Annotated in this window: 12 protein-coding genes; 8 read left to right on the top strand and 4 right to left on the bottom strand. The window is 41.4% G+C overall.

Annotation, left to right across the window (positions count from 1 at the left end; genetic code table 11):
- The first annotated feature begins 14 nt into the window (after positions 1 to 14).
- Positions 15 to 947, top strand: a complete 933-nt coding sequence (locus tag G4420_RS04985) for a sugar phosphate isomerase/epimerase family protein (protein ID WP_163322453.1) — start codon at positions 15 to 17, stop codon at positions 945 to 947.
- A 55-nt stretch (positions 948 to 1,002) separates the two neighbouring features.
- On the opposite strand, the gene G4420_RS04980 is transcribed toward G4420_RS04985, so the two are convergent.
- Complete coding sequence (locus G4420_RS04980) at positions 1,003 to 1,404, bottom strand: DUF2752 domain-containing protein (RefSeq protein WP_163322452.1); 402 nt, start codon at positions 1,402 to 1,404, stop codon at positions 1,003 to 1,005.
- 6 nt (positions 1,405 to 1,410) lie between these two features.
- Entirely contained in the window at positions 1,411 to 1,701 is a 291-nt protein-coding gene (locus tag G4420_RS04975) for a CD225/dispanin family protein (RefSeq protein ID WP_163322451.1), read from the bottom strand.
- Positions 1,702 to 2,192: 491 nt separating this feature from the next.
- On the opposite strand from G4420_RS04975, the gene G4420_RS04970 reads away from it, so the two are divergent.
- The 3 genes from G4420_RS04970 (at position 2,193) to G4420_RS04960 (ending at position 8,223) form a co-directional block, all read left to right on the top strand.
- Positions 2,193 to 4,673, top strand: a complete 2,481-nt coding sequence (locus tag G4420_RS04970) for an outer membrane beta-barrel family protein (protein WP_163322450.1) — start codon at positions 2,193 to 2,195, stop codon at positions 4,671 to 4,673.
- A gap of 299 nt (positions 4,674 to 4,972) precedes the next feature.
- Positions 4,973 to 5,332 carry a BlaI/MecI/CopY family transcriptional regulator gene (locus G4420_RS04965; RefSeq protein WP_163322449.1) on the top strand — a complete coding sequence of 120 codons (360 nt, stop codon included), beginning with the start codon at positions 4,973 to 4,975 and terminating at the stop codon, positions 5,330 to 5,332.
- Positions 5,332 to 8,223 (top strand): carboxypeptidase-like regulatory domain-containing protein, encoded by a 2,892-nt coding sequence (locus tag G4420_RS04960; protein ID WP_163322448.1) that lies wholly within the window; start codon positions 5,332 to 5,334, stop codon positions 8,221 to 8,223. The genes G4420_RS04965 and G4420_RS04960 overlap by 1 nt, the downstream gene beginning before the upstream one ends.
- 332 nt (positions 8,224 to 8,555) lie before the next feature.
- Here G4420_RS04960 and G4420_RS04955 read toward each other — a convergent pair whose 3' ends face one another.
- Complete coding sequence (locus G4420_RS04955; protein WP_163322447.1) at positions 8,556 to 10,505, bottom strand: glycoside hydrolase family 97 protein; 1,950 nt, start codon at positions 10,503 to 10,505, stop codon at positions 8,556 to 8,558.
- Positions 10,506 to 10,645: 140 nt separating this feature from the next.
- Between G4420_RS04955 and G4420_RS04950 the strand changes: the two genes are divergently transcribed.
- From G4420_RS04950 to G4420_RS04940, 3 genes are all read left to right on the top strand, one after another.
- Complete coding sequence (locus G4420_RS04950; protein WP_163322446.1) at positions 10,646 to 11,374, top strand: MBL fold metallo-hydrolase; 729 nt, start codon at positions 10,646 to 10,648, stop codon at positions 11,372 to 11,374.
- Positions 11,375 to 11,503: 129 nt separating this feature from the next.
- Entirely contained in the window at positions 11,504 to 11,983 is a 480-nt protein-coding gene (locus G4420_RS04945; protein WP_163322445.1) for a rhodanese-like domain-containing protein, read from the top strand.
- 377 nt (positions 11,984 to 12,360) lie between these two features.
- Positions 12,361 to 13,053, top strand: a complete 693-nt coding sequence (locus tag G4420_RS04940; RefSeq protein WP_163322444.1) for a Crp/Fnr family transcriptional regulator — start codon at positions 12,361 to 12,363, stop codon at positions 13,051 to 13,053.
- Here the strand turns inward: G4420_RS04940 and G4420_RS04935 are convergent.
- Positions 13,050 to 13,739: a Crp/Fnr family transcriptional regulator gene (locus G4420_RS04935; protein WP_163322443.1), complete on the bottom strand. Its 690-nt coding sequence runs from the start codon at positions 13,737 to 13,739 to the stop codon at positions 13,050 to 13,052. The two genes, G4420_RS04940 and G4420_RS04935, sit on opposite strands and share 4 nt — an antisense overlap.
- 501 nt (positions 13,740 to 14,240) lie before the next feature.
- Here G4420_RS04935 and G4420_RS04930 point away from each other — a divergent pair.
- Positions 14,241 to 15,230 (top strand): rhodanese-like domain-containing protein, encoded by a 990-nt coding sequence (locus tag G4420_RS04930; RefSeq protein ID WP_163322442.1) that lies wholly within the window; start codon positions 14,241 to 14,243, stop codon positions 15,228 to 15,230.
- Positions 15,231 to 15,270: the final 40 nt, after the last annotated feature.

Raw genomic sequence — 15,270 nt, 5'->3', positions numbered from 1 at the left:
CAACTAAAAACGAAATGAATAAAAGAGAATTTTTGAAAAGGATGGGGCTGCTCACTGCCGGAGGTATGGTAGCTGGCTCCATTAAGCCTGCCAGTGCTGCCGCCATGGTTGGCATGGGTCAAAAGGAAATCGGGTTACAGATTTATTCTCTGGGACGGGAATTGACTGCCGATGTTCCAAATGGCTTGAAAAAAATAAAAGATATCGGCTATAGCACTATTGAACTGGCCGGATACGGCAATCGCAAAATGGGAGAATATTCGGTTGAAGAATACAAAAAACTGGCCGACGATGCAGGTTTGAAAATAACCAGCTCGCACGTAAATCCTCCTACCCGCGATATCACCAAAGATAAACTCGGTGAGATTGCCGATTTCTGGAAACAAACCGTTGAAGACCATGTGAAATTTGGAGTAAAAACTTTGGTTCAGCCAATGATGCCGAATGTGCCAACACATGATGCCGTAAAGGTGGTTTGCGAATCGTTTAACAAGGCCGGTGAAATTGCAAAATCAGCCGGAATTAAGTTCGGGTACCACAACCACAGCATGGAATTCGGCCGTGTTGTAAAACCGGAAGACAAGGATAAACCAAGTAACCCTTGGATGCCTGTGGGTGATGTAATTTACGACTTGTTCCTGAACGGTACCGATCCGGATTTGGTATTCTTCGAAATGGATGTTTACTGGACGGTTATGGGCGCAAACGATCCGTTGGAATACTTCGAAAAGTATGCCGGCAGATTCCCTGTACTGCATATTAAAGACCGCTCGGTTCTTGGCCAGTCGGGAATGATGAACTTTAAAAACATCTTTAACAAAGCGTACGAAAATGGGCTGGACGGTTTTTATGTGGAACTGGAAGGAATCAGAGGCGGAAGTATGACACAGTTTGAAGGTGTTGAAAAATGTTTCGATTATTTAAATGACGCTTCATTCGTGAAGTGATCCTAACCAAGTTAAATACATAAACGGGTGCGTTTTCGCATCCGTTTTTTTGTGCCTATCCCACAGGTGCAAGTACATTAAACGGATACCAGGGAAGATTTCGTGCTATCCAAAACAGAACAACTATGGCTAAAACAATTAAGGGCGTTTGTTTTTTGTAAAACAAGTTAGGTAGTTTCCACCCAAAAGCTTTATTCAGTAGAGGATACAAGTAGTGATACAAAATAAATAATGCCGCCGGAAGAAACAAAAAGTTATACCCAATCACACCGGCAAAATCTAAATGCAATAAACTGTGTAAAGCGCGTTGCGACCCGCATCCCGGGCAATAGCCCCCGGTTAACGAATGAAACAGGCACTGCGGGAATATTTCGTGTTGGGCAGGGTCGAGTACAAAAAAAAGAACTGCTACTCCAATAATTACGAGTAGCAGTATGCTATTGATTGTTCGTTTCATTTATTATTAATTAAAAGCTCCCTGCATTATTCCTGCAAGTACACCAAAAATCGATAGTGTTACTGCTAAAATTATCCAGGCCAAACCGGCTGCAAACGACACCCAGGCCCATAATTTGGCATTTCTACTTGCCGACAGGGCTGCCTCGTAATTTCCGGCATTCCAGTGCGAATTTACCTGCGCGGCAAAAACAATGGCTACAATCCCAAATATTTTTCCGCAAAACAGGGTGGTAAGAATCGCAAATACCAGGTAATTAGGTGGTGGTACTTGCCGGTGATTTACTTGTTCGTTCATGATAAGTAGTTTTTAAGACTTGATGAAAGCAAAGTTAAACGAACGAATAAGTATAACAAAGTATATGCTGTAAAATGCAGCGTGAATTTTGGGGCTTATATATCCTAAATGTTAACCTAAATCTTAAAATTTATTAAAATAAAGCATCAATCTGATGTCTTAATTTGTCATGATTCGATTCGTTTTACTTTTGCACTCCTTATGGATTAAGGAGCAGAAGGCACTTTTTCCATAGATTTTAAGTTTTGGTAGAATGCCATCCGGAGGGGTGGCATTTTTTTTTTAGCGCCTACCTATTTTGCAGTTGTAATGGTTTTTCGAGATGGGAAGATCACGAAACAATCTGAACAACAGAACAACTAAACCTTCTAACTAGCCCCAAAAGCGTTGAAATACGTTAACAACTATTTAACACGCTTGGATTAAACTAAATAAAGAATAAACGGTCTTATTATAGTGAAAACAAACAAAAGGAAACAATTTAAACAGAAATGAAGTACTTGAAGAACGTAATTTTAATCGCCCTTCTATTTATTGGGGTGAATTCTTATGCATTAATTGAAGACCCGGTAAAAGAGAACGACCCAAACGACGATGGTAAGGGAAAGATCGTTGGTACGATCGTAGAAAAGGATACGGAAACCCCTATGGAATTTGCCAATATAGCCGTCTACAAAGAGACCGATTCAACCCTTGTAACCGGAGGTATTACCAACGAAAAAGGCGTATTTGAAATAACAAATTTAGAATATGGTGATTATTACCTTGTGGCTAATTTTATTGGTTTCAATGAGGAAAATGTTGAAGATATTAAGCTCGACCGCAGCAACCGTATATATAATTTGGGCGAAATTAACCTCGCTCCTTCAACCGTTGCCATTGGCGAGGTTAACGTGGTGGCCGACAAAGCTGCAGTGGAATACAAACTCGATAAAAAAGTGGTGAATGTTAGCCAGGTAATCAGTGCTATTGGCGGTACAGCCGTCGATGTTTTGGAAAACACGCCTTCGATTCAGGTTGACATCGAAGGAAATGTATCGTTGCGCGGGTCGGGAAATTTTACCGTATTGATTGACGGCCGGCCAAGTGTTTTGAGCGGAAGCGATGCATTGCGTCAGATTCCTTCTTCGGCGATCGAGAATATTGAGATCATTACCAATCCATCGGCAAAATATGAGCCGGATGGTGCGGCAGGTATCATTAACCTGGTAATGAAAAAGAACTCGATGAACGGACTGAATGGTATTGTAAACACAAGTGTTGGAACGGGCGAAAAATACCGCGGCGATTTTATGCTGAATTACCGTTTTGAAAAACTAAATCTGTTTTTTGGTGCCGACTGGAGTGATGAAATCAACAACGGAGAAATGGCTTCGGAACGTGAAACGTATTACAAAGATACTACTGAATTTTTGAATATGGGTGGCGACCGCAAATGGATTCGTGGCGGACACCGTTTTAAGGGAGGTGCCGATTTTTATTTAGGAACCAACACAACTTTAACCCTCTCGGGAGAAACCGGAACCTCGGAACGAGGAAACGAAGGTGGTGGGCGAACAGAAAATTTTACGGTTCCGGCCTCGGAACAAATTCTTTCAATCAGCGAAGAGACCTCGGAACGTAACAACGACTTTTATACGCTGAACATGAATTTCCAACATAACTTCGATGATAACGGACACCGCATTGAGGCTACGGCCTACTATTCGGATGAGACCGGAACTGACAGTGAAATAGAAGCTGAATTGCTGGCCGACGAAAATTTTAATCCTACCAACGAGTACCTGTCGAATGTTTCGACATTTGAAACCGAGGATGAGCAAGATATTCGTTTAAAACTCGATTATACCTATCCGTTTAGCGAAGATGGCCGTTTTGAGGCCGGTTACCAGGGGCGCCTGGAAAGCGAAAACGAGACACTCGAATTTCGCGATTACGACCAGGCAAGCGACAGCTGGATTATAAATGATAAATATTCGAGCGCTACCGATTTTCAACGCGATATACACGCAGCTTATTCTACATACAGCAACAAGGTGGGCAAACTTGCTTACATGGCCGGTTTGCGTGGAGAGTTGACCGTTCGTGAAATAAAAAATACAAGTGCTGAAAATGTGTCGTCGTTAAATCGTTTCGATTTGTTTCCAACGGCACACTTTTCGTATCCTTTAGCGCAAACGGCTGATGTTACCGCCAGCTACAGCCGAAGGATAAACCGACCAAGTGGCAGAGATCTTGACCCTACACCGAATTATTACAACCGTTACACCATTCGTTTTGGTAATCCTGATTTGGAACCTGAATACACCAACTCGTACGAACTTGGTTTTATGAAACGCTTTGGTGAATCACGTTCGTTTGTTTCGGCCGATGTGTTTCGCAGGGTAACCAACAATAAAATCGACCGCACACAGGAATTGGGCGAAGACGGTATTTTTTACATGTACACCGACAATTTTGATAAAGACTACAGCACCGGTCTTGAAGTTACCGGAAACCTGAGTTACAAAAAATGGTTAACCGTTAATACCAGTGTGAACGTTTACGATTATAAAATTACCGGCGAGTTGAATGGCGAATCAATCGACCGGCAAAGTACCAACTGGGGCGGACGTATGAATACCACATTTAAACTCGCTGAAAGTTCACGTCTCCAGGTAAATGCATTCTTCCGCGGGAAGTCAGTATCAGCGCAGGGCGAAAGCGGTGCCATGTTCTTCACCAATATCTCGTATCGCCAGGAGTTTATGAATAAAAAACTATCGGCAACCGTTAGCGTTCGCGATCCTTTGGGAACTGGTCGTTTTGAACGTACAAGCTATGGCGACGACTTTAAAAGCTGGTTTCGTTTTGAACGTGAACCACGTGTAGTAATGCTTACATTGAGCTACAAGATTAACAACTTTAAAGAAGATCGTGGCGGCGACCGTGGCGGCGATGGCGGAATGGACATGGGTGGAGGAGAATTTTAACGATAATACGCAAAAACAATACTATGAAATGCCGTTCTTTTTAAAAGAATGGCATTTTTTTATCTCCGAAGAAGTACTTATTCCATGGGGTTTTGAGGTTGATCAGTACAAGAGCAACTGATAAATTCGTTTAATAACTGAAAAATCAGTTGCGAAACTGAAAAATCAGTTGTATGTTTGTCTTCATGTTGAGCGAAATGTCATTTCGACGACAGGGGAGGAGAAATCTCAATTCTTAGGAAAACGATTTCTAGTTCGTTCCTCGCTCGAAATGACAACAAACTTGAAAAGAAGGAAAAATGAAAAAACTAACAAAAAAGGAAGAGGAGTTGATGAAGATCCTCTGGAATCTGGAAAAAGCATTTGTAAAAGACATTGTTGAGTTGTATCCCGAGCCAAAACCACATTACAACACCATTTCGTCGTTGGTGCGTTTGTTGCAGGATAAAGGTGTGATCGGTTTTAAACAATACGGCAATACCTATCAGTATTTTCCGCTTATCTCGAAAGAAGATTACCGCCGCTCGTTTATGAACCAGGTGGTGAGTGACTATTTCGATAACTCGTACAAAAGTGCCGTGGCCTTTTTTGTAAAAGAGAAAAACCTGTCGGAAGACGAGATCGACGAATTGGTTAAGCTCATAAAAAACAAAAAGTAATGGAAGATTTTATCCTCTATATCGGAAAGGCGGCTTTGGCGCTGGGTGCTTTTTACCTGGCTTACCTGGCTCTTTTCCAGCACCAGAAACATTTTCTGTTCAACCGGATTTTTTTGCCGGTGTCGTTTTTGGTAAGTTTCCTTATTCCGCTGATTACGTTTACCAAAGTGAATTATATACAGCCGATTCCTGCAGCTGCTTCAACTGGTTTTGCTTTTCTGCCTGAGGCCGCTGTGGCAACCGAACCGCAATTTACCTTCGAATGGTATCATTACCTGTTGGCGATTTATGCACTCGGAATCTTTGTATTTCTCCTGAATCTGTTGATCGGGCACCTCAAAGCCATGAATATTATCCGTTTTTGCCGCCTGAAAGAATTGTTTGGAGCACAAGTTAACCTTACACAGAAAGATGTGCATCCATTCTCATTCTTCTCGCGAATCGTGCTGTCGGAAAAAACATTGAAGAATCCCGATCTGAAAATGATCGTCGATCACGAAATGATTCACGTAAGGGAACATCATACGCTCGATATTCTTTTTGCCGAGCTCTTGTTCCTCTTCCAGTGGTTTAACCCGTTTGCCTGGTTAACCCGCGATGCGATGCGAAATAACCTGGAATACCTGACTGATCATCAGGTAGCCCAAAATCATAATGCCGAAGCTTATCAATTGGCCATGGTAGGATTAGCGCATAAAAAAGGAGTAGCTCCCTTTTTGACTGCGCTTAACGGCTCACAATTAAAAAACCGTATTATCATGATGAAAAAGAAAACAGAAAATCGATACAGCCTGCTGAAACAGCTGGTTGTACTGCCCCTGCTGGCCATTTTGGTTATGGGTTTGTCGAACAAAGAAGTACGAACCGAAGTGCTTCACGATGCCGGAGAGCTAAAAGTAGTTGTTGATGGTGTTGAACTTCCTGCCGATCACCCCGATTTGATCAAACTTGATTTTGCCAATGGATTTGATGGGGGTGAAGTTATAAATGCACTTGGCCTTGAAGACAAAGTGGTTGCCAATGCGCTGTCGTTCGATATAAATCCGAAAGAGGACGGTGTTTACTACATTCAAACCAGCGACTATGTTCCCGGAACCAATACTGATTTTGAACAGGCCGTTAACGGAACACTAACTTCGGAACTTACCGTTAAAGGAAAAATTACCAACGACAAAGGTGAACCAATTCCTGCAGTGGCAGTGCTGATAGAAGGAACCACAACCGGTACTATTTCCGATTTTTCAGGAAATTACGTGATAAATGTAGCCAACGAAGATGCAGTACTTGTTTTTAATATGTTGGGTTATGAGTTCAGAAAAGTTCCGGCTAACAGTGAGGAAATCAATGTGGTGCTGACTAAAAGTGATATTGAATCGAAACAATCGCCATATGGAATAGTAGTAGCGGCGGAACACACTGTCTCAGGAAAAATCACCAACGAAAATGGCGATGGACTTCCGGCAGCAGCCGTGTTGGTAAAAGGATCTACAGTTGGTACTATTTCCGATTTCTCAGGAAACTATAAAATCGAAACCGATAAAAACAGTACGCTGGTGTTTATGATGATCGGTTATGCCCAAAAAGAGGTGGCAATTGATGGGAAATCAGAACTTGATGTTCAGCTAAAAGCCGACGGTAGCGGAAAACCGGAAACGGCGGAAGTAATGGCCGTGAAGACCAAAGCCAATATGGTAAAAGGAAAAGTTACCGATGAAAACGGGAAACCACTTGCCGGAACTGCAGTGTTAATGAAAGGTACATCCATTGGAACCATCACGGATATAAATGGAAATTATGTATTACAATCAGACGACAAATTTGGCGAACTGGTATTTATGATGCTTGGTTTTGATAAGAAAGAAACTGCAGTAAATGGAAAAACTCAGCTGGATGTAAAACTAAAAGCTGATAGCAGCGGAAAAACTGATGAGGTGAAAGTGATTGGCTACGGAAAACAGCAAACAAAGAATGAGCCGTTGGAAAGCGTTCGGGTACATATTGCAGGTAATTCTGAGGACCCGCTATATATTGTTGATGGGAAACCGGTTGCTGAAATTAAATCAATTGATCCGAACGAAATTGAAAGTGTTTCTGTTTTAAAAGGAATACAAGCTACAGCATTATATGGATCGGTTGGAGGGAAAAACGGAGTAGTCATTGTTACAACCAAAGAAGCTGCAAAAGCTATGATGGATGATGCTGTGATACTTGTTGAAGGTATTCCTTACGATGGCGATATTAATGATATCGATCCGAAAACCATTGAATCAATGGAAGTGCTGAAAGACGAAAGTGCGACTAAAATATACGGACCAATCGCTAAAAACGGAGCCATTTCGATTAAACTGAAAGGTTCAGCTGATCTTGGTGGAAAATCGCCACTGATCTTTCTCGACGGCGAAAAATATTCCGGCGACATGGATGATATTGATCCTAAAAGTATTCAGTCAATCGACGTTTTAAAAGATGCTTCGGCAGTTGGTATTTATGGTGCAGAAGCTAAAGACGGGGTGATACTCATTAGCACAAGACCGGAAGAAATTACCTCTGATTTGGAGTTACGCAAGTTTATTGCGAAACGGATGAAATATCCAGCTGAATTACGGGAAGCCAACATAACCGGTGAAAGTAAAATGTATGTAAAAGTGAATAAGCAAGGAGCTGTAGTATCGGTTAAAGAGACCGGAAGTAAAAATGCAATTCAGGTTGATGAGGTGGTAGCAATTGGTTATAAACCAAAAGAAGTGTCAGGAACTACAGTTGAAGATGCACAGGAAAAACTTGATCGCGCAGCCAAAACCTTGTTATTGCAACTCCCTACAGTAAATATTCCGGAATACAAGGGAGAGACCCTTTTATTTACACTAAAATACGTACTGCAAGAAAAGTAAAAAGTAGATTTACCTTACATAAAATAATTCAGCGGGCGACTATTATTTATTAGTCGCCCGCTGTTTTTGTTTGGTTGCTGAACGCTGCCGAGTTACATTGATCTCATCCTCCTTTATTTAAAGGAGGTGTCCCGATCACAGCATCGAGACGGAGGATTACTGTGATGTATAAATTTTTGTGTAAACGAATTTCAATCCCCCTTATTCCCTCCCGATACCGAGATCGGGACAGGCACTTCGCCAAGGGGGACAAAAAAATGCCATCCCCATGAGAAATCTCATCAAGGATGGCATTTTTCTATAACTCGAAACTCGTGTCTCGAAACTCAAACCTATTTCTTCTCAATAATAGCCGCCCAGCCACCACCGGGAGCCATTTTAACTTTTACAGTTGATCCTGCAGTTACTTCAACAGTTTCCTGTGCAAAATCGGCAGCATGTTTATCGGCGTTCAGTCCGTCTTTCCACACTTTCATGGTGTACGTTCCTTCGGCAAGGAAATCGAGTTTTAAATCCAATTCGCGAGGATCCCAGTCGGTTAAAGCACCCACATACCAGGTTTCTCCCGAACGACGTGCAACGGCAATGTAGTCGCTAACTTTAGCTTCCAACACCTGGGTTTCGTCCCAAACCGATGGAACCGCTGAAAGGAACTCCATACATTCCGGTTCGCGGTAATAGTTCGATGGATTATCGGCCAACATTTGCAGCGGGCTTTCAAAAACAGGGTACAAAGCCAACTGGTGGCAGCGTGTTCCCTGGCTCATTGGCTCGGTAAATACCTGCGCGAAATTCTCTTTTGTTTTATTGATCATTGCCCCCGGAGTATAATCCATCGGACCGGCAACCATACGAATAAAAGGCAAAGTTACATCATGCTCCGGATCGGGTAAGTTCGACCATTTTGTATTTTCCATTCCTTTAACTCCCTCGTACGAAATTACGTTTGGGTAAGCACGATCTAAACCACTTGGTTTGTAAGCTCCGTGGAAATCAACCAACAATTCGTGTTCGGCACATTTGCGGGCAATTTTTTCGTAAAAATTTACCATCCACTGGTCGTCGCGTTGCATAAAGTCCATTTTAATACCTTTGGCGCCCCAAGCCTGAAACTGATCAAGTGCTTCCTCCAGTTTATCATCCATGGCTTTCCAAACAACCCAAAGAATTACGTCAACATTTTTTTCTTTTCCGTAATCGATGATCTCTTTTACATCCACATCTTTTTCCAGTTTCAGAATATCAGAAAGTTCATACCAGCCTTCGTCCAGAATGATATATTCCAATCCGTATTTCGACGCAAAATCGATGAAGTATTTGTAGGTTTGGGTATTTACGCCTGCCACAAAATCAACACCGTAAATATTATTGGCATTCCACCAGTCCCATGCCACTTTACCCGGCTTGATCCAGTCGGTATTCTCCAATCTGCACTCAGGGGCAAGTTTGTATATCATTTCTGTTTCTATCAACTGTCCATCGTTCTCAGTAATTACCATGGCACGCCATGGGAAATCGCGCGGGCCGTTACATTCGGCAATATAATCAGCGTATTTTGTTGGTTTTACATCGCGGTCGCGCAGCTGTTCGGTTTCCAGTACCACACCGGGGTATTTTCCAATCAACGCAAATTTGTTATCGTCGCAACCACGCAAAAACATTCCCGGGTAATCCATCAGGTTCGATTCCGAAATGTAGGTTTTAACACCATTTCCACAGTCAACCAATAAACCGGTCGAAGCAAAACGATCGCTACCGATATTCGACAGTGTTTCGCGCAGGTATTCGCGTTCCTGGTGCGTCATCATACTTTCTTCTTCAGGAAACCAAAGTTTGTTGTCAGTCGGGAACGTAAAAGTGGCCAGCTCACTTTTAACTTTGTATTCGCCATCTTTGTCCGACACCCAACGGTAAGCAGCGCCATCGTCGTATGCCCTGAATTGCAAGGCATAACCTTTAAACGTCAAAGTCAGTTCTTTGTATTCGTCTTTTATGGTAGCGCTTTTTCGCTGTACAACCGGAGTTAGCACCTGCGACACGCTGTTGGTTTTTGCTTTTCGTACTTTGGCGTCCACTCCCCAGACTGTTCCATCGTTCAATTCCATCGAAATCTGCGATGGCGCAATAATCGGGGTTCCGTTTAGCAGCACCGAGTAAGTAACGGTTTCGTCAATATTCACCTTTACCTGTAGTTGCCCCGATGAAGATTCAACCGTATATTCTTTGGCCGAAAGCGAGAAAACAAGGCCAATTATGGCAATCACTAGAAATAATCTTTTCATATCAGATAGTTTTTGAATTTTGTTCCGAAAGTACAAATTAAATGATGTCAGAAACATATACATATGTTCTGTTTTTTATAAAGGAAGATGCAAAAAAATGATTTTATACCTATCTTACGGTAAATTTTAAATCAAAGGTTATGAAGAATATAGTTACGCTCATAACATTATTTTTATTCGTTGTTTCGGCACAGTCTCAGCAATTTGAAAAGGATGTTATTGCGACTTCAGAAGGCGATTTGGAAATTTCATTTATTGCTCACGGAACATTGATGATGCAATTTAACGGGAAAGTAATTCATATTGATCCGGTATCCTGGTATGCCGATTATGCAACAATGCCAAAAGCGGATCTGATTCTGATAACCCACGAGCACGGCGACCATTTGGATGCCAAAGCAATTGATGCGGTTAAGAAAGAGGAAACCCAGGTGGTGCTCACAAAAACCTGCAACGAAAAATACACCGGAACCAAAGTGCTAAGTAATGGCGAATCGGGAACTTTTGCCGGAATTAAAGTGGATGCTGTACCCGCTTACAATATAAAACACGAACGTGAAGCCGGGAAACCTTTTCACCCAAAAGGAGTGGGAAATGGTTACGTGCTTCATTTTGGCGATAAGAAAGTGTACGTTGCCGGCGATACCGAAAACATTCCGGAAATGGCCGGGTTAAAAGACATTGATGTGGCTTTTCTGCCCATGAACTTACCTTATACAATGACCCCAAAAATGGTGGCTGATGCCACTAAAATGTTTCAACCCAAAGTGCTTTATCCGTATCACTTCGGCGAAACAAATACCGACGAACTGGCTGAATTATTAAAAAATCAAAACAAAACCGAATTAAGGATTCGGAATTTAAAATAAGGCAGAAATTCTTTATACCTTCAATCCCCGAAATTGTTTTTGAGCAAACACTATTGTACGTTTCTATATAGAAGGAGCGCGATTGGTGCTTGTTCTCACCGGTTAATGTTTTAAAAAATCTTTGATATTATGAAGAAATTTGGGGTTATCATCGTTTTGATGATGGGGATGTTTTCTGTGCTATCTGCTCAGGAAAATAAGGTTTACAGCGGATATAAAGAATTGGTTGCTGCCGTAAAACAGGAAATAGATGAGCTTGATGCGGAAGGATTTCATCACCAATATGTGGAAGGACTGAAAAGCCGAAAGCCCGGCTATATTTTAATCGACGTGCGTACAGAAGATGAATACCGGGCCGGACATATTCCGGGAGCTTACCTCGTGCAACGCGGTGTGTTAGAATCGCACATTGAAAAGGAAACTGTTTGGGAAGGTTTTCATCACGCGCTACCTAAAAAAACAGATACTATAATTTTGTATTGCCGCAGTGGCAGCCGATCGGCACTAGCTGCAAAGTCGCTAAATATGCTGGGTTACGATCATGTGTATTCGCTTAACGGAGGATGGAAAGCATGGCACGAGGCTTATCCGAAACTGGAAAGGTTTTAAGGCAATAAACGCTCCGACTAATGAGTAACCAGGGTACACAAACAGCTTGTTGTACAGGCCGGGTGCTTATCGTACTTTTTTACATCCGCGTACAACACAAAATGTGGTGGCGGCTAATCCTATGGCTGCAAATGAAATCAGGCTGATAAAAAATACCTGACTTGATAAATTGGCACAGCATGAAATAAAGCCAAGGATTATGGTGACGAAAAAGCCTAAAATTCCCCAGAGTCCTAAATTGTAGCAGATTAATGTCACTATTTTATTCATCGTATTAAGTTTTTACAATTATACGACCAATAAAGAACATTGGTTTATTAAACAATGTGAGATAAATCTCGTATAATTGTGATATTAATTACATTTTAAGTTTGCAGATGAACTTAATTGCCAATACCTGTGTTGATTGCAGTCTAAAATCGGGAGCTGTTTCTGTTCTGGATAACAATGAGTTATGTGTTCTTGAAGGAGGATGTGCAAAAACAGCGTACAAAAAAGGCGAACTTATTTTTAAAGAGGGTGGGCCGGTTCAGCATATCATTTATATTCGGAAAGGTTTTGTGAAACTGGTAAAAAAAGGTGCCGGCGGTAAAGATTTTATTCTGAGCGTTTCAAAACAGGGATCGTACCTTGGGATTCAGAACCTGGATGAAAACATAAAAACCAATTATTTCTCGGCCATTACATTAACGAACTCGGAAGTGTGTTTTATCGACAGACATTGTTTTGCCAGTCTGTTACAACAAAACGGCGAGTTTGCCCTGAAGGTATTATCAACAGTTTTTAGCGACGAAATGAATTATTTCGACCGATTGGTGAAAAACGTGCAGCAACAGTTACCCGGCAGATTGGCTAATACCATAAGTTATTTCGCCAACGAAGTTTATGGCGAGAACACTTTTGCCTTAAACCTTACCCAAACTGAAATTGCTGCATTAATTGGCACTTCGCGCGAAAGCGTTTCACGGATATTAAAGGAATTCCAGGAAATGGGAATTATAGCACTTGAACAGAATGTGCTTACCATTTTAAACGAAAAAAAACTGGAGGAAATTAAACAAAAAGGTTAACCTACCTGGCTGAGATGGCGCACCCGGTCGAAATCAAGAATCGTAATTTCTTTGCCTTTTAATTCGATAATATTTTCAGAAACAAATTCCTTAATCACACGCGAAAGACTTTCCTGCGACATGTTGGTAATAGCAGCCATGTCTTTTTTACTGATCGGAACACTGAACTTTTTTCGCTTGAACAAACGAAGGCTGAAACACAAAAGTAAGTCGGCAAAACGGCCGTGTAATTGTTTCAGGGTTAGGCAAGCCATTCGGTTGTACGAGAACAACGACTCATCGTTTAAATGACGCAAAATGCTTGCGCTGAACGCAGCATTATTGTGAATAAATGAATCAATTGTTTTTATATCGTGAAGGCAAACGCTGGTATCGGTATATGCTTTGACAGAGTAGGGATAAATATTTTTTGAATAGAGCGCCTGCAAGCCTAATATTTTGCCCTGGTTTTCGACGGATAATATCAATTCATCGTTGGCATGTTCGCGGTAAACTTTCACCAGGCCACTTTTAATGTAAATGATGTGTGCTGCTAAGGCACCCTGCTTTGCGATAATCTCTCCTTTTTTGAAATTTACTTCAACCCGGTTTCGGTTAATCTGAATCAACTCTTCGTTCGTAAGTTTCTTAAAAGGTGCTGACATGCACCTACATCCAACACATTTATCCAGTTTGTTTAATGGCATAATTATCAAAGTTATAAAGGGGGCTAATATAGTTAAAAAGTTGGTACTTAATCAGTAAGTCAATCATGTATTTGATCTAAATCAAATATTCTACTGACCACAATATGAATCCGTTTTGAGGTGGTGACAGGCCGGTTTTCCAATTGGTATAAGTAGCTGTGTTACTTTTGGATTGGTGATTAATTCATCAAATGTAAATTTTAACAGGACATGAGAAAGGCATTCATTTTGTTGATGTTAGGCTTTGTTATATGGCTCAGTAAAGTTGTTACAGCTAATCGAAAAGCACTAAATATTCTTTTGAATTCGCAGCTATTCTCAATACATACTTTCTTTTCACCAAAATTCAATCATCATTTATTAACCGGGAGTTGTGTTTATTGCACAACCTCAATCATAACACGACAAGATAATCAGGTAAAAACCGGGATGCCAATATTGCATTAGTGCAAGAATTATCCGGGTTTATACTATCACTTAAATAACCTAAAATTTTATAAAATGAAAAAGTACTTTTTTTACACATTACTACTTGCAATTTTTGCTTCAGTCACGTTTACCGGATGTAAATATGAAGAAGAAGAATGCGATTGTTCAGGTTCGGAACCGGTAGCTTACGAAACGTTGACCACTTACCTGAAATCGGTTGATATGGATGTAAACCATATATTAACTAATGCTGCAGGACAGAAGTTTGTGATGGCTGCTCCTGCTGATGGCGATCTTTCATCAAAATGGATTATGGATATTCGTGGGGGCGATGATTTTGCTGCTGCACATATTGAAGGTGCAAATAACGTTGCTTTTGGCGATATTCTAACTGCTGCAGCCACTGCCGATAAACCTATTTTGGTGGTTTGTTACACCGGACAAACTGCTTGCTACGCTACTTCATTACTTCGCCTTTACGGTTACGAAGATACACAAGCCTTAAAATGGGGAATGAGTGGATGGAATACAACATTTGATAAATGGACACCAAACTGTAAATCTCTGGATGATGCAAATAACTGGACAAGCAACGAAGCTACAGCCGGAAGTTTTGACGCTCCAACATGGACAAGCACATCAACAAATGGTGCTGATATTCTTGCCGAAAGAGTTGAAGAAGTTGTTGCCGCAGGATTTAAAACAGTAAAAGCTGCCGACGTTTTAGCCACCCCAGCTAATTACTATGTAAATAACTATTTCTCGGCCGACCATTACACCGGTTTTGGACACGTAAATGGTGCTGTACGAATCAGCCCGTTATTAATCGACGATTGCAGCAAACTTGATCCAAACGGTAAAGTAGTTACATACTGCTACACCGGACAAACTTCAGCAGTTATTACCGCATACTTGAATGTGCTTGGTTTCGATGCTTACAGTCTTCTTTTCGGTATGAACGGTTTAAGCCATACCAACTCATTCTGGGAAGCTGGTGGCGTAACAAATCACTGGGGATTCGATTCAAATCCTAAGGATCTTCCTACAGTATCTTCTAACTAAAAGTGTAGGAGCGGGAAGCTGGTTTTTCAGTCCGCTCTCT

The organism is Draconibacterium mangrovi, assembly GCF_010586825.1.
GTDB classification, from domain to species: Bacteria; Bacteroidota; Bacteroidia; order Bacteroidales; family Prolixibacteraceae; genus Draconibacterium; species Draconibacterium mangrovi.
Note: the sequence above shows the minus strand (reverse complement) of the source record. Positions and strands in the feature narration are given on the sequence as shown.

Excerpts from the sequence above, each read along its gene's own strand:
- G4420_RS04945 (WP_163322445.1), top strand. The coding sequence starts at position 11,504 with ATGAAGAAATTTGGGGTTATCATCGTTTTGATGATGGGGATGTTTTCT.
- G4420_RS04960 (WP_163322448.1), top strand. The coding sequence starts at position 5,332 with ATGGAAGATTTTATCCTCTATATCGGAAAGGCGGCTTTGGCGCTGGGT.
- G4420_RS04965 (WP_163322449.1), top strand. The coding sequence starts at position 4,973 with ATGAAAAAACTAACAAAAAAGGAAGAGGAGTTGATGAAGATCCTCTGG.
- G4420_RS04975 (WP_163322451.1), bottom strand. The coding sequence starts at position 1,701 with ATGAACGAACAAGTAAATCACCGGCAAGTACCACCACCTAATTACCTG.
- G4420_RS04935 (WP_163322443.1), bottom strand. The coding sequence starts at position 13,739 with ATGCCATTAAACAAACTGGATAAATGTGTTGGATGTAGGTGCATGTCA.
- G4420_RS04930 (WP_163322442.1), top strand. The coding sequence starts at position 14,241 with ATGAAAAAGTACTTTTTTTACACATTACTACTTGCAATTTTTGCTTCA.
- G4420_RS04950 (WP_163322446.1), top strand. The coding sequence starts at position 10,646 with ATGAAGAATATAGTTACGCTCATAACATTATTTTTATTCGTTGTTTCG.
- G4420_RS04940 (WP_163322444.1), top strand. The coding sequence starts at position 12,361 with ATGAACTTAATTGCCAATACCTGTGTTGATTGCAGTCTAAAATCGGGA.
- G4420_RS04955 (WP_163322447.1), bottom strand. The coding sequence starts at position 10,505 with ATGAAAAGATTATTTCTAGTGATTGCCATAATTGGCCTTGTTTTCTCG.
- G4420_RS04985 (WP_163322453.1), top strand. The coding sequence starts at position 15 with ATGAATAAAAGAGAATTTTTGAAAAGGATGGGGCTGCTCACTGCCGGA.
- G4420_RS04970 (WP_163322450.1), top strand. The coding sequence starts at position 2,193 with ATGAAGTACTTGAAGAACGTAATTTTAATCGCCCTTCTATTTATTGGG.
- G4420_RS04980 (WP_163322452.1), bottom strand. The coding sequence starts at position 1,404 with ATGAAACGAACAATCAATAGCATACTGCTACTCGTAATTATTGGAGTA.